Annotated in this window: 18 protein-coding genes; 6 read left to right on the top strand and 12 right to left on the bottom strand. The window is 50.8% G+C overall.

Annotated elements, in window-relative coordinates:
• Positions 1-38: 38 nt before the first annotated feature.
• The 5 genes from murC to KNP77_RS03030 form a co-directional block, all read right to left on the bottom strand.
• Positions 39-1,346: a UDP-N-acetylmuramate--L-alanine ligase gene (murC, locus tag KNP77_RS03050; RefSeq protein ID WP_070329432.1), complete on the bottom strand. Its 1,308-nt coding sequence runs from the start codon at positions 1,344-1,346 to the stop codon at positions 39-41.
• 86 nt (positions 1,347-1,432) lie between these two features.
• Positions 1,433-2,317 (bottom strand): hypothetical protein, encoded by an 885-nt coding sequence (locus KNP77_RS03045; protein ID WP_214888421.1) that lies wholly within the window; start codon positions 2,315-2,317, stop codon positions 1,433-1,435.
• A 54-nt stretch (positions 2,318-2,371) separates the two neighbouring features.
• Positions 2,372-2,992, bottom strand: coding sequence for a YtpR family tRNA-binding protein (ytpR, locus tag KNP77_RS03040; RefSeq protein WP_070329430.1), 621 nt, complete (start codon positions 2,990-2,992; stop codon positions 2,372-2,374).
• Between the two features lie 48 nt (positions 2,993-3,040).
• Entirely contained in the window at positions 3,041-3,835 is a 795-nt protein-coding gene (locus KNP77_RS03035; protein ID WP_214888418.1) for a DUF1444 family protein, read from the bottom strand.
• 5 nt (positions 3,836-3,840) lie between these two features.
• Positions 3,841-4,152 carry a thioredoxin family protein gene (locus KNP77_RS03030; RefSeq protein WP_214888415.1) on the bottom strand — a complete coding sequence of 104 codons (312 nt, stop codon included), beginning with the start codon at positions 4,150-4,152 and terminating at the stop codon, positions 3,841-3,843.
• 114 nt (positions 4,153-4,266) lie between these two features.
• On the opposite strand from KNP77_RS03030, the gene KNP77_RS03025 reads away from it, so the two are divergent.
• Positions 4,267-4,599, top strand: a complete 333-nt coding sequence (locus KNP77_RS03025) for an MLKL N-termimal domain-containing protein (RefSeq protein WP_214888411.1) — start codon at positions 4,267-4,269, stop codon at positions 4,597-4,599.
• Positions 4,600-4,664: 65 nt separating this feature from the next.
• On the opposite strand, the gene KNP77_RS03020 is transcribed toward KNP77_RS03025, so the two are convergent.
• Both KNP77_RS03020 and KNP77_RS03015 read right to left on the bottom strand, forming a co-directional pair.
• On the bottom strand, positions 4,665-5,681 hold the full coding sequence (locus tag KNP77_RS03020; RefSeq protein WP_070329427.1) for a PTS sugar transporter subunit IIC: 1,017 nt from the start codon (positions 5,679-5,681) through the stop codon (positions 4,665-4,667).
• Positions 5,682-5,809: 128 nt separating this feature from the next.
• A complete protein-coding gene (locus KNP77_RS03015) occupies positions 5,810-6,883 on the bottom strand; it encodes a M42 family metallopeptidase (RefSeq protein WP_214888409.1) in 1,074 nt (357 codons plus the stop codon).
• Between the two features lie 136 nt (positions 6,884-7,019).
• On the opposite strand from KNP77_RS03015, the gene KNP77_RS03010 reads away from it, so the two are divergent.
• From KNP77_RS03010 to dhaM, 4 genes are all read left to right on the top strand, one after another.
• Complete coding sequence (locus KNP77_RS03010; protein ID WP_016508468.1) at positions 7,020-7,322, top strand: PepSY domain-containing protein; 303 nt, start codon at positions 7,020-7,022, stop codon at positions 7,320-7,322.
• Between the two features lie 103 nt (positions 7,323-7,425).
• Complete coding sequence (dhaK, locus tag KNP77_RS03005; protein WP_071397850.1) at positions 7,426-8,403, top strand: dihydroxyacetone kinase subunit DhaK; 978 nt, start codon at positions 7,426-7,428, stop codon at positions 8,401-8,403.
• A gap of 19 nt (positions 8,404-8,422) precedes the next feature.
• The gene (gene dhaL / locus KNP77_RS03000) at positions 8,423-9,013 is read left to right on the top strand and encodes a dihydroxyacetone kinase subunit DhaL (protein ID WP_071397851.1); all 591 of its coding nucleotides are present in this window, start codon (positions 8,423-8,425) and stop codon (positions 9,011-9,013) included.
• Positions 9,009-9,374, top strand: a complete 366-nt coding sequence (gene dhaM / locus KNP77_RS02995; RefSeq protein WP_330857356.1) for a dihydroxyacetone kinase phosphoryl donor subunit DhaM — start codon at positions 9,009-9,011, stop codon at positions 9,372-9,374. Before dhaL ends, dhaM begins: the two co-directional genes overlap by 5 nt.
• Positions 9,375-9,517: 143 nt before the next feature.
• Here dhaM and KNP77_RS02990 read toward each other — a convergent pair whose 3' ends face one another.
• The 3 genes from KNP77_RS02990 to trmB form a co-directional block, all read right to left on the bottom strand.
• Complete coding sequence (locus KNP77_RS02990; RefSeq protein WP_158625486.1) at positions 9,518-9,766, bottom strand: hypothetical protein; 249 nt, start codon at positions 9,764-9,766, stop codon at positions 9,518-9,520.
• Positions 9,767-9,901: 135 nt separating this feature from the next.
• Positions 9,902-10,411, bottom strand: coding sequence for a hypothetical protein (locus KNP77_RS02985; protein WP_233589570.1), 510 nt, complete (start codon positions 10,409-10,411; stop codon positions 9,902-9,904).
• A 105-nt stretch (positions 10,412-10,516) separates the two neighbouring features.
• Positions 10,517-11,164 (bottom strand): tRNA (guanosine(46)-N7)-methyltransferase TrmB, encoded by a 648-nt coding sequence (gene trmB / locus KNP77_RS02980; protein WP_214888406.1) that lies wholly within the window; start codon positions 11,162-11,164, stop codon positions 10,517-10,519.
• Positions 11,165-11,300: 136 nt separating this feature from the next.
• Between trmB and cydS the strand changes: the two genes are divergently transcribed.
• Positions 11,301-11,411 (top strand): cytochrome bd oxidase small subunit CydS family protein, encoded by a 111-nt coding sequence (gene cydS, locus KNP77_RS16195; protein ID WP_438802343.1) that lies wholly within the window; start codon positions 11,301-11,303, stop codon positions 11,409-11,411.
• A 45-nt stretch (positions 11,412-11,456) separates the two neighbouring features.
• Here cydS and KNP77_RS02975 read toward each other — a convergent pair whose 3' ends face one another.
• Both KNP77_RS02975 and pulA read right to left on the bottom strand, forming a co-directional pair.
• Positions 11,457-12,251, bottom strand: a complete 795-nt coding sequence (locus KNP77_RS02975; protein ID WP_070329440.1) for a phosphotransferase family protein — start codon at positions 12,249-12,251, stop codon at positions 11,457-11,459.
• Between the two features lie 50 nt (positions 12,252-12,301).
• Complete coding sequence (gene pulA / locus KNP77_RS02970; protein ID WP_070329419.1) at positions 12,302-14,467, bottom strand: type I pullulanase; 2,166 nt, start codon at positions 14,465-14,467, stop codon at positions 12,302-12,304.
• Positions 14,468-14,471: the final 4 nt, after the last annotated feature.

Raw genomic sequence — 14,471 nt, 5'->3', positions numbered from 1 at the left:
ACAAAAAAAGCGAATGGCCCGGGCCATCCGCTCACAACTTACGCTTCGAGTTTGACGAAGTTCTCATACTCGCGTTGATACGTCTGAATATCTCCTGCTCCCATGAACAACAAGACCGCATCGCGATGTTGACGGAGAACGCCGACATCAGGACGTTTCAATACGTTCGCACCGTCGATCCGCGATTGAAGGTCTTCGATCGTGACCGTTCCTTCTTGTTCTCGGGCCGAACCAAAGATGTCGCACAAATAAACGGCGTCCGCTTCGGCGAGTGATGACGCGAAGTCATCCATAAACGACTTGAGACGCGTGTACGTATGCGGTTGGAAAATCGCGACGACTTCCCGTCCGGCATACTTTTTACGTGCCGCTTCGACGGTGGCACTGATTTCGCGCGGGTGATGCGCGTAATCATCGATCAGGACTTGCCCATCGAGCGTCGATTCACTGAAACGGCGTTTAACGCCGTTGAACGTCTCGAGGCGCTCTTTCACAAGATCTTTCGATAAGTTCTCGTAGTCGCACGTCGCGATGACGGCAAGGGCGTTCAAGACGCTGTGGTTACCATATCCCGGAATGCGGAACGTCCCATAGAAATCGTCACGCAAATAGACGTCAAACGTCGTCCCGTTATCCGTCGAGTTCACGTTTTCGGCACGGAAATCGTTATGGGCACCAAACCCGTAATAGACGATCGGCACGTTCGCTTGAATCTGTTGAAGATTCTCATCGTCACCACAAGCGATAATACCTTTTTCCACTTGTTTCGCCATTTCTTGGAACGCATCAATGACATCGTCTAAGCCAGAGAAATAATCTGAATGATCAAAATCGACATTCGTCATAATCGCATAGTCTGGGCGATAGTAAAGGAAGTGACGCTTATACTCACACGCTTCAAACACGAAGTTTTTCGAGTCTTCCACGCCTTCGCCCGTACCGTCTCCGATCAAGAATGATGTCGGCTCAATCCCACGCATGACATGAGCGAGCAGACCCGTAGTAGACGTCTTTCCATGCGATCCTGTGATGGCGACACTTGTATAATGATCCGCTAGTTCACCAAGGAACTCGTAATATTTATAAATCGTCAAACCGAGCTCACGCGCGCGCAAGATTTCAGGATGATCGTCAGTGAACGCATTTCCTTGAACGACGATTTGACCTTCAGTAATATTTTCAGGATCAAACGGAAGAATTTCGATACCTTTCCGTTTCAATGCTTCTTCTGTAAAAAATGTTTTGTCAACGTCCGAACCTCGGACTTCATTGTTCATATCATTTAAAATTTGAGCTAAAGGACTCATGCCCGTTCCTTTAATTCCGACGAAGTGATAACGGTTCATCTGTAAATAGCCCCCCTAATTCATTGCGGTTTGCAGAAAAAGCGACAAACCTTTGTCATTATAGCAAAACTCATGGAGTCGTGCTATTACAGATTATTGTTTTTTTGAGCAAGGCGTCGGCTGCGGTACATCGCCATCCGGTCTTGCGGAGTCATCATGACGTTCAATGGAGGGCTATCCGCTTTGTAAGACACGTTGACAGCAGGTGTCAACTCGGCTTCGTCAAGAGCGTGAAAGGGCTCGTCGGTATCGGTCTGTAATGTTTTTGCAACATCCTCGACGACAGGAGCTACTTCTTCGACCGATGTCACTCCGATTGAAACGTCCGCTGAAGCTGCCTCTTCTTTTTCTTCACGGACGACGATCTTTGACGTTTTCAAATGGGTCGAACCCATGAACACAGAGGCAAAACCGTCTTCTAAAATAGATACGTCTCCGAGTAACGGTTTCAGATCACTCAACGAGTCGGATGCGTTGTCGGCCTCCGACACAGAAGACTCATCAGCGCTCACGTCAGACGTTTCCGGGGAAATAGTCGTCTCTTCTGGCTCAGAAGGCTCGGCAACAGTCTGATGTTCTGCCGAGACCGTTTCCTCTACCACGAATGGTGACTCCATCGACTCGTTCACTTCCACGACAACCTCGTCTGGAACGAAAGATTCTGTAACTTGCACAGGTTCGTCGACGACTATTTCCTCGTTAGCAGGCACTACAGTCGATGGTTCTGGATCAATATCAGGCTCGCTTTGATTGATGGACAGATCGTCTCTCGTCTCGGGCGAATGCTCGGTCGGTAAGTTGATCTTTGGTTTCGGTCGCGCATATCCATAAATCGGAGATGGGACGTCAGACGGAATAAACTCGCCCGTTGGTTCAGGTTTTGGTGCAGGCGCACTCTTCTTCCCTTCTTGGGATAGTTCGCGCCGAATTCGCTCTGCTTGCTGTTTTAATGAACGTTCATATGCATCCATACTTGATTCCTCGCTTTTTCGCTCAATCCTCATTTAGCAAAAAATCGGTCGAGTTTAGCGACCGATTTCAAATGCTTTCCCTACTTCATATTCGTCATCTAACACTAAAATCCCTTTTTCTTGCGGCGCATCAGGAAGGTTCAACTCGCGTGCTGAACAAATCATCCCGTGCGAGCTCTCGCCACGGAGTTTAGACGGCCGGATAATGAGACCAGACGGCATGACCGCTCCTGGTTTCGCGACGACGACCTTCTGCCCGGCCGCAACGTTCGGTGCTCCACAAACGATTTGAACCGTACCTTGATCGATCTCGACTTGGCAGATCGATAATTTATCCGCATCGGGATGTTTCTCAGCCGATTCGACATAACCGACAACGAACGTCGGTGTGAAGTCGACGCCCGATAAATCCGCTTCGATATTTTGCTTGCGTAAAATGACACCGAGCGTCTCAATCAATTCTGCCGTCAAGTCGACCGACCCATGCCAGTCACTGACATTGAAATAATTACTCGCATTGAACACGTTGTAGCCGTTCACTGATCCGTCCGCCGCTTTAACGATGGCGACATCGTCTTTTCGTTCGACGACTTGATGATGGCGATCACCTTCTTTTAACAACACCATGAGAACATCGCCAATTCCTTCACGGTTATAAAAAGCATTAATTTGCATACGTAAATACGCCCCTTCTTTCAAACTAGACACAAATAGTTTAGCAGATTATGCGTCCGTTGGTGGGTTCTTTTTTCCAACAATAAAAATTGGTTCGAGAACGCCGTCCTCATAATGAAACGCGAGAGCTGTCACCGGGACGCGTCCGTTCGTAAAAAAGTCGAACATGAGCTGTTGCATCGCGTCGTATCCTTGATCGTTCCGGATATCGGCGATGATCATCACATCTTGATGCGGCACCCCGACTAACATGTCTCCTTCGATTCGTCGATCCATGACCCGTAAAAATTCGTCATTGAGGATACGAGACGCCTCGTAGCCGTCACGGGCAGACAGGAAATAGAATTTGTTGCCGGCGACATCGTCTTCTTTTAAGTCGGTCGGTAACTTTTTCACGTTATCCCGCGCCACTTGATCGACTCGCTCTTTCGTCATCGTCATATTCAAATGCCGCTCTTCAATCAAACGATACCCGTTGCCAAGGTCGAGGGCATAGTAGACTGCCGTCTCCGCCGTATGAGGTGTCATGACGAGCGCTTGTCCGGTTTTTGTTTCTGTCGAGAACGAACCGGCCCGAATGACCGGGAAAATTTGGGCTTCGTTGCCGACTAATTCAATCTCTTGGTCTGCTGTAAGGGCCGTCTTTATATAGTCGACGATTTCTTCAACCGCAATATTGCCGCGCACTTTTGCTTTGGCAACAAGTGGGGCCAGTCGAATGTTGACGCCGAACCGGTCAGCTGCCCGTTCGATTCGCAACACTTCATTTTCTCTGTCATAAGACGTCCGATACCCGTCAGTGAATTGACGTTCGATCGCTCGCCGCAGTTCATTCCGTTCCATCTAGATCACCCTAACTCGCTAAGAAATGCTTCGACTTGCTCCGGCGTTTTACGTTCGCGTCCGACGTAGCGGTCCACTTCTTGCCCACCGTTAAAGGCGACAAAACTCGGAATCCCGAAAATATCGAGTTCTTGTGCGAGTTCCATCCATTCGTCACGGTCGACGTAGTAGAACGTCCACTCGTTGAACTTTGACTCCAGTTCGGGCATGAACGGATCGAGGAAGCGGCAATCGCCACACCATGTCGCTGAGAACATGAACACACTTTTCCCTTGCTTCGCTTCCGTATATTCAGTCATCGTTGTCAGTCGTTTCATCTTCATCACTCCTGTTCTATTTTCCACGTTAATGATAGCATAAGTCCGTTCTCACAATCCGCTCTCGTGTTTTGCTATAATCAAGGGCGAAGACTATTTGAAAAAGGTGACGATATGACAAAATGGACGCGTGAACAATTAAATCCGGATATGAAACACCCACTCGAACAGCTCGTCGGCGCCGTCGGAATGCTCTCCATTCTCCGCTACGGGTACTTGTTCATCGATACAGATAAGACACGAAGTCAAATTCTCATTTGGCTCATCGTTGGATTCGCCATCATTTACATCGTAGAACGTGGATTGAAACGCCTCGTTCGCTACTTGCCGATTGTCAGGAAACGTTTTTTACTTCCCATCTACGCATTGATACTCACGCTGTTCTTCGTCAGCTTTAGAATCCCGCGCGAAACCGTCGAGACCGTCCGTAACTTCTTCGGCTGGTGATCTGCTCGGCGTCATATGAATAAGCGTCTCGCAACTTGGCGAGACGCTTATTTTTGTGTGTCGGTTCAATATTCGATTTTCATATCATTCGGCTGAATCCGGTTCATCCGGGTCAATACTTGATATACCGCATAGCTGAGTATGGCCGGACCGACGATCAAGAAACCGAAGACGACGATCAACGTATGCCAACTGAAGCCCATCGTTTCGAGCATGACGATCGGACCGACGAGGCCGCTCGTCCCCATCCCGGCTCCGGCCGCGACACTCTCTAATTCAAACAACAAGATGGCGATCGGGGCTAGCACCGCACCGGCAACCGTCGGGGGCAGTAGGATCCATGGATTTTTGACGATATTCCCGACTTGAAGCATCGACGTGCCGATCCCTTGAGCAACCGATCCGCCGATGCCGTTGTCACGGTAACTCGTGATCGCGAACCCGACCATTTGGGCCGCACAACCGACCGTCGCCGCACCGGCGGCGATCCCGCTAAGCCCGAGCATGAGCGCGATGGCCGCGCTTGAAATCGGGGCCGTCAACGCGAGACCCATGAGCGTCGCGACGATGACGCCCATAACGAGCGGTTGTTGTTCAGTCCCCCACTCGATCCACGTGCCGAGTTGGGTCATGAACAGACCGACATATTTCCCGATATACGTCGCACTCAAGTAGCCGATCGCGATAGTCGTGAATGGCGTCACTAAAATATCAAGCTTCGTCGACTTCGAAACGAGTTTGGCCAGTTCGACCGAAAGAAGCGTCGCGACGTAACTACCCGCCGGCCCGAACTCATAGCCGAACGTCCCGACGACGAGCGCTGAAAACAAGATGAGTGGCGGAGCCTGGAGCGCATAGGCGATCGCAATCCCGATGGCTGGTCCCGTCAAACTGATGGCGACGTCTCCGATTTGTTGGAGTGTATCACCGAGGGCGGCGACGCTCGTATCGAGCAGTTGTCCGCCAATCGTCTTCATGATCAAACCGATAATGAGTGTACTGAATAATCCGAGTGCCATATAGCTGAGCGCCGTCACAAAGTAGAGTGACGGGCTGAGCGTGATCCCTTTCTTCTTGAGCATGGGATTCACCTCTCTTTCCATTGTCTTGTCAGTCGTAAAGTTTCTGTCTTCACACTTTTATCAGTATAATCTTTTCCCGGTAAATATCAACAGAAAAAAACGCCACTCGGTTAAAGTGGCGTCGTTCATTAACGGGATGCGCGAAGCGTTTCCATCGTCGAACGGTCTAACCGTTTGACGAGCGCTTTTAGAAGCGCTTTGGCCGCATCGTAGTCATCCGTGTGCAAAATCGAGGCGTGCGTATGAATGTAACGGGCTGCGACGCCGATGACGGCGGTCGGCACACCTTGCCCACTCATATGGATACGACCTGCGTCCGTCCCACCTGGTGACACGAAGTATTGTGTCTTAATGTTTTCATCTGACGCTGTATCGAGCAAGAAGTCACGCATCTCAGGAGACATGACCATGACGCGGTCAAGAATCCGGATGAGCGCACCTTCGCCGAGCTGACCGAATTCCGTCTTATTGCCGGAAGCATCATTGGCTGGCGACGCATCGAGCACGAGCGCGACGTCCGGCTGAATCATCTCGGCAGCCGTCTGGGCCCCGCGCAGGCCGACTTCTTCTTGGACAGTCGCACCCGAGAACAAAATGTTCGGGTGATCTGCTTTGGTCGTTTCTTCGAGCAACTCGACGGCGAGACCGACGCCGTAGCGGTTGTCCCATGCTTTGGCCATAATTTTTTTCGGATGGTGGAGCGGAGTGAATTCACTCGTCGGCACGGCAGGAACTCCTGGCCGGACGCCCCATGACTCCGCCTCTTCTTTTGAGTCGGCACCAATATCGATGAACATCTGCTTGATTTCCATCGGTTTGTTCTGTGCCTCAGGCCCGAGTAAATGCGGAGGCGTCGAGGCGACGACACCCGGGATTTTCCCGTTCGATGTTATGATGTCGAACCGTTGTGCCATCAGCACTTGGCTCCACCAGCCGCCGAGCGGTTGTATGTACAGCATGCCGTTCTCTGTAATCCGTGTGACCATGAACGCGACTTCATCCATATGAGCGGCGACCATGATGCGTGGTCCCGACTCGTCCCCGACTCGTTTCCCGAAGATTGAACCGATTCCGTCCGTCATCACTTCATCGACGTGCGGGGTTATCCGATCGCGGACAAATTGCCGAACTTCTGATTCGAAACCAGGCGCTCCTGGCAATTCTGTCAACGTCTTAAATAATTCTCTCGTTTTTTGTTCCATTTTATTTCATCCTTTCACTCGTTCTGGTCTCATTATATACAGAATATTTCGATGGAAGCGAATGCTTTTCATTCCAATGGGGTACAGGTTTTGGTACGATGTATGTGATAGCCATAGTTCAAGGGGAGGTAGTCATATGAAGAAAAGGTATTGGTTAGTTGGAATCGGGGTTGCCGTCGTTGCCGCACTTATGACGAAAAAAGTGTTAGATGAACGAAGCTTATCGGCTGAAGATGCGCTCGAGTACACGAAACGGGCGTTCTCAGCGAAAGGTCACGTCCAAGGCGCATGGATCTCGGCATCACCAGAGATTTATACTTATGACGGTCGTGAGTATGATGTTTACAAAGGCGGGATTTCGGTCCTCGAGAGCGACGAAGAAAAAACGTACCAATTCACGGTCGATTCAGAGACTGGCGCTTTACTTGAATATGCATGAAACAAAGTCGGCGAAACAATTCGCCGACTTTTTTGTTTAGTCCGTTCGAAAGAGTGGAAAATTGAGAATGGTAGTTTTCAAACTTAAAAAGGAGTGATCCCACGTGAAAAAACTGATTGGTGAAGCAAGTGAACTTGTGTCGCAAATGGTCGAAGGGATGGTCCACGCCCATCCTGAACTGTACGGTCGCGTCGAAGGGGTGAACGTCATCTGCAGAGCGGACGGCGCCAAGTCCGGAAAAGTCGGACTCGTCTCAGGTGGCGGAAGCGGGCATGAACCTGCACACGCCGGTTACGTTGGCGATGGGATGCTCGACGCCGCTGTCTGTGGTGAAGTGTTCACGTCCCCGACCCCAGACATGGTACTCGAAGGCATCAAAGCGGCAGACGGCGGCAATGGTGTGTTACTCGTTGTCAAAAACTATGCTGGTGATGTCATGAACTTTGAACTAGCCGGCGAACTCGCCGACGCCGAAGGGATCAAAGTCGATCACGTCGTCGTCGCTGATGACGTCGCGATTGCGAATAAAGAAGACCGCCGTGGCGTAGCGGGCACGGTGTTCGTGCATAAGATTGCCGGAGCCGCAGCAGCGAGCGGGAAGTCATTGGAAGAAGTGAAAGCGCTTGCCGAGAAAGTCGCATCTCACGTCCGCTCGATGGGAATGGCGGTCGAGCCGTGCTACATGCCCGTGAGCGGTAAACCCGGCTTTGACCTGAACGAGGAAGAGATGGAAATCGGAATCGGGATTCACGGCGAGCGCGGTGTCGAACGGAAACCGACGACCGACGTCGATTCGATTGTCGACGACCTACTCGAACATTTGACAAAAGAAGTCGAGCCTGGAGAAGTCGCCGTCATGGTCAACGGTATGGGTGGGACACCGCTGTCTGAGCTTTACGTGACGTACCACTTCGTTGCCAAAAAATTAGAAGCAGCTGGTTACACGTTAAAACGTAAATACGTCGGTAACTATATGACATCTCTCGAGATGCATGGTTTCTCCATCACCCTGTTACCGCTCGACGATGAATTGACAAGTTATCTTGACGCGCCATCAGCGGCGCTCGGTTTCAAAATCTAACAAACGAGGTGTTTAATCGATGTTGACGATTGAAGGGTTCAAACAAGCGCTACGCCATGCCCAATCTGAGATTGAAGCGAATAAAGATACACTGACAGACCTAGACCGGGCGATCGGGGACGGTGACCACGGCATCAATATGTCACGCGGCTTTGATGCAGTCGTTGCAATCCTCGACGATGAGTACGCTTCTCTCGGTGAGTTGAGTAAGAAAGTCGGGATGACGCTCATGTCAAAAGTCGGTGGTGCGGCCGGTCCACTCTACGGTTCGGCATTCGTCAAAGCAGCACCGAAATTTGGTGACGCGACCGAGGCCGACTTCGCGCTCGTGAAAGAAGCGCTAGAGGAAGGGACGGCTGCGATCAAAGCTCGTGGCAAGTCCACCGCCGGGCAAAAGACAATGGTCGACGTCTGGGAGCCATTTTTAGACGGTTTGAGTGAATCAGATGATTTCACCTCAAAGTTGGATCATCTCGTCAATGAGACGGAGGGGATGCTGGCGACGAAAGGCCGCGCCTCATACTTCGGAGAGAACTCTCGCGGTACAATCGACCCTGGCGCGTTGTCCAGTTCAATCGTCTTGAAAGCGATCATGAAGGAGGTCGATTGACATCGTAGAGCTCATCATCGTTTCGCATAGCGCTAAAATTGGTGAAGGGATTCAAGATTTGATGAAAGAGATGGCTCCAGCCGTTCCGATTCATCTTGCGAGCGGACTAGAAGACGGCAGTATCGGAACCGATGTGACCCGTATCCTCGAGGCCATCGAAACCGTCGGCAAAGAGGCACTCATCCTGTCCGATATCGGATCGGCGACGATGAACGCTGAGCTTGCCATCGATATGTATGAAGGCGATAAGAAAATCAAGTTCTATGACGGCCCGATTGTCGAGAGCGCGTTCGTCGCAGCCGTCTCTTCAGGAAACGGCATGGGTCTTGATCAAATTATGGAACAGTTGAAAATGACGTAAAAAAAGAGCCAATTCGCGAAAAGCGAATTGGTTCATCTTTTTTTATGTTCGATGACCTTGAGGCGCTCTGCCCGGCACAAGATTGAAAAAATGGTATGTATACAGTCTCTCCAGGCCAGTGAACTGGCCAACTTCTTCATGTTTTATGCGGTGGCTGCCATAAGGTTGGCGCGATGGACGATGGAGAAGTCGACATGGCGGTCAATCTTACGGACGAGGTGGTTTTTCGGGACCAACTGGTCTAACGAGGCGTCGGTGCGGATCGGTTCATGATGATTCCCTTCCTGTTCGGAGGCGGTGACGGTCCATACATACCGTTTTCCGTTTTCATCGGTTCTAAGAACATATCCAGGGCTTTTCTCGTCGGCCATCGAGGCCTCAGAAAAAGACAAACGGCCGCCAAATGGCGACCGTTTGCGTTGCTCGTCCTTCCTGCGCCCCGACTCCTGCAGGAAAGCGTGGGCGCCGGAAGGACGAGCGATTCTATTGATGTTAGTCAACAAGCTGAAGAGCCTCTCGGCTCTTTTTTAACGTGGATTATCGTTTTTCTCATAAATCGGATTCATGTAATCTGTCGTCGAGTAGAAGCGTGGTACGACGAAGAAAAGAATGAGCGCCGGAACCGCGATTAAGAGCAACATGATCAAGACCGGCAGCCAGTAGATGATCTGTTGACCGAGCATGTCGATGTTCGCGTCCGAAAACTCGGTCGCACCTTCGACTTCGACAAGGTCAGCCGTTGCAAGAATCTTGTTGTCCGTCGCATCGTAATAATGGAACTCCGTCTTACGTGTGATGAAGATGCCGTCACGTACCGTATCGAGTTCGACGACCGCTGCGATGACTTCGTTGCCGTTCGAGTGCGTGAGCGTCTCTTCTTTGACGATTTTAGCCGTTCCTTCTTTATAGTCGTAATGCGTCGCTTTCAAATCCTCTTCGAGTGCGTCTAAGAACGCCTCGTTTGCCGAGGTATTGAGTGGTGCGATTGTTAGAATGAAGATTACTGCAAGCAGGCTTGCCCATGCTTTTTTCAACATCCCCATATTCCCCCTTCTCTAATTCCAATTTAGCGTCATTCCTATTGTACCAAGAAGAAAGAAAAAAGTGTGAAGAAAATGCTATCAAAATAAGAAAAAAGCGTGTCAAATTTTCGGTCGGAACGCTGCTTCCATCCGGTAGATCGGCTGACCCATGGCGCTGAAGCGCTCTTCGTACTCGGTACGAACGTTGTCACCCGGTTCGTTTGCGTGCAAATCGAGTGAAATATCCGTGAAGTACATGCCGTATTGGCTCATGCTCTCGAGCGAATATTCGAACAGACTTCGGTTGTCCGTCTTAAAGTGGATTTCGCCCCCGCGAGGCAGAATCGCTTCGTATGTGGCTAAAAACGTCTTATACGTCAAGCGACGCTTCGCATGTCTCGTCTTCGGCCAAGGGTCCGAGAAGTTCAAGTAAACGCGGTCGACTTCCCCTGCTTCGAAGTAATCGACGAGTTGCTTCGCATCGACGGTCAAGACGCGTACGTTTGGCATCGGCGTTTCGACGAGTTTTTGGACGATCGAGACGGCAACGCTCTCGAATAGCTCGATGGCGATAAAGTTGGCGTCCGGGAACTGTTGGGCCATCCCGAGAACGAATTGCCCTTTCCCAGAACCGACCTCGATAAAGAGTGGATTGTCGTTACCGAATTCGGTTTTCCAACTCCCTTTCAACTGTTTGGGATTCGTGATAAATACATGTTCTTGGGCTTGCATATAGTCTTTAGCCCAAGGTTTATGGCGTAAGCGCATTGAAATCCTACCTTTCGTTCATGAAATGTTCAAGTTTCTGCTGACTGAGCCGCTTCACGCGAGCAGTCCCCTTGCGATTATACACGAAATCATTGTTTAATGAACATGAATCATCCCTCACAAGGAGGTTAAATCAATGAGCACGTTAGATCAATTCTTAATCTTTTATGCGGCCCCGCTCACGTTTTTCGGCGCCGTCATCGCTACGTTCGTCTGGGCGTACTTTATGAAACCTGAAGATGTCTGATGTATATCGAAAGGGATGACTCACATTCGTGAGCCATCCCTTTTTTCATTGCGTCCGTTCATCCGCTTCGTCGAGAAGCTCACGAAGCACGGTCAAACCTTCAGCTCTTGCCATGGCGCTCTGTTCACCATAGATGGTCAACACCGTCTGGGCAATCGCGTACCAGTGCATTCGGTAATGCAGATCGGCGGTCAGCGTGATCCCGTAATGGCTGAACCACTCTTCCCAATCGACTTCATCGACATAGCTATAGACGACCATCGCCAAATCAAACGCGCGATCCGCGATAATGGCGTCGTCCCAATCGGTCAAATAAAGAAGTCCCGACTCATCCTCAATCCAATTATTGTGATTGAGGTCAGAGTGACAAACGACTAGTTCGCGCTCGTCATCGGGCAGCCGATGGTCTGATAACCAACGGACCGCCTCATCGATCGTCTCATCTGCCTCATCTTGCTCATAGGCGGCACATTGCCGGTACAACAGTTCTGAAGTGACCGGTGTATGGTTTAACTGCTGTAACATGAATAATAGCTCTTTCGAATGATGGATCTTTCCGAGTTGCGCCGCCACTTCGGAACGCTCCATGTCGGCAGGCGATAACTCGCGACCTTCGATGAACTGTTGGGCACTGAGAACGTCTCCGTTGAACATCCGCTTCGTCCACAATAGTTTCGGGACGATGCCTTCGGCGGATAGAATCGCTAAAAATGGAGACGAATTCCGTTTAACAAAGATTTTTTGTTGGTGCGTCGTCGCTACGTACGCTTCACCCGTAATCCCGCCTGCGGAAGCCACTGTCCACTCTTCACCGAGGGCACCGATTATATCTGAATACATGTTCATCACGCTCAAATCTCATTGGAAGTTAAAAAGATACAATCACAATATTAACACGCGATAATCGTCATTGACAACGACTCGACTTGAATCTGACTCGGGTTTCGAACAATCGGCGTCAAACTCGCCTTATCCCCTTGCACGTATACGTTCCAGTCGCCTTCGGCTTGGAACGTCACTTGCTCGAACGTCCCGTTCAAATACACACGCACTCGCTGCCAAGCATCGTAAGAATGGCTTGCTGTCAGTTCGTAAGCGATCACACCAGGCGGCGACGGGAGAAACTTGAACTGCTCGACTACTTTTTGCCGGGTATCATATCGGAAACACGTGTGGCGCCGGCGTAACTTGAGCAGCGTTTTCACATACTCCACTTCTGTCGCCCGACTGTCACGAAGGTCCCAATCAAAATGATTGATCCGATCAGGGGCGTTGTAGCTGTTCTCTACGCCTTGTTTCGTCCGACCGAACTCTTGTCCGGCGTGAAGGAACGGAACGCCTTGTGACGTAATGACGATCGCCGTGGCCAGCCGTTGCATCCGTAACCTCGTCGTCTCATCCGTATCCTCACAAGCGAGCAGCAATTTATCAAACGTCGTATAGTTATCGTGCGCTTCCACATAATTGATCGTATATTGCGGACTCGGGAACCGACCGACGGTGACGTTCGGAATCTGAACGGCACCGGTGATGCATTCACGAAGTTCCCACTCCCGCCATTCGTTCCCGGATACGAAGCCGCGCTCGCGCTCGTTGAACGAGGAACCTTTCAGCGCATCTCGCATCATATCGTTAAAATGACCAATTCGTGGCATATGCGCCGCATTGTGGGAAGACGCCTTCAAGGACGGGCCGAGCGGTGTCGCCAAATCCCAACCTTCTCCATAGATCAAGATAGACCTGTCGACTTTATCAAGCGACGTCCGAACTTGGTTCATCGTTTCCACATCATGGATCCCCATCAAATCGAATCGAAAACCGTCAACTTGATACGTCGTCGCAAAATAAGTGATGCAATCGACAATCATGCGACGCATCATATACCGTTCAGACGCTGTGTCATTCCCGACACCGGTACCGTTTGCGACCGTCCCGTCGTGCTCATACCGGAAATAATAATACGGCACGAGCGCTTCAAGCGACGACTGTTCACGAATGAACACATGGTTCATGACGACATCGACGACGACGCGCATCCCGGTTTTGTGTAACTCATTCACCATTCGGGCATATTCGAGCACTCTTGTTGTCGGGGCGCTTGGGTCTGAGGCGTAGCTCCCTTCTAAAGCGAACCAATGAATCGGGTCGTACCCCCAGTTATAAGGCATGCGTGTCAACTCGTCGACGCTGCCGAAGTCATGCACCGGGAGCAATTGTAAATGTGTGACGCCTAACTCTTTCAAGTAATCGAGACCGGCACTCTTGTCACCGGTCGTCCGAATCCCGGTTTCGACGATGCTGCCGTACAATCCGTTTAGACGGCTCGTCGAAGCGGGGTGGCTCGTGAAGTCGCGGATATGAAGTTCGTAGATGACGGCGTCAGTCGCTTTTCGGAGCGGCGGCCGTAACACCGGTTCAACGTGTTTCGCAATCTCGGCTTCGACATCGACCAATACGCCAAATTCGCCATTCAGGCTGACGGCTTTCGCGTAAGGGTCGACGATATCGTTCGTTTCGACCGGTGTTTTGACGTGAAGACGGTACAGTAAACCTTCGTAACCTTTTGGCACCTCGGCATGCCAGACGCCGCGGCTACCGCGCATCATCCGAAATCGCTCGATTTCCCGATGCGTGTCTTCATCATGCACCGTCACCCAAATCGAGAAAGCGACAGGTGACCAGACGAATACGTCAATCACATTTATGCCAAAGAGGAGTCCGAGCGGTCCATCGTAGGCGTATCTGCGTTCAAACTCATTCGTCTGGACAATTTCTCTCGGGACGACCACGATTGTTTTATGTCCAGGATGAAATACGGTATAAACCGATTCCAGCGTTACCGGGCGCGCGAGACGGATGTCCCGTTCAATCGTCCCGGCCTCAGTTGATCGTTCTTCGAGCACCACGTAAGTAACAGGGCGCCCATTTTGTTCGATTTGTACTGGAATGGACTCATATTCGGCGATGACTTCGAGTCGAACCGTCTCAAATGAGAGGAGCGTTGCCCGCTCGATTGTCACATGCGTTGTCGCCTGTTGATCAGGTGTGTGATACATACTC

Origin of the sequence: Exiguobacterium sp. s142 (assembly GCF_018618455.1) — a bacterium.
GTDB classification, from domain to species: Bacteria; Bacillota; Bacilli; order Exiguobacteriales; family Exiguobacteriaceae; genus Exiguobacterium; species Exiguobacterium aurantiacum_A.
This window is presented reverse-complemented; position numbering and strand designations above follow the sequence as displayed.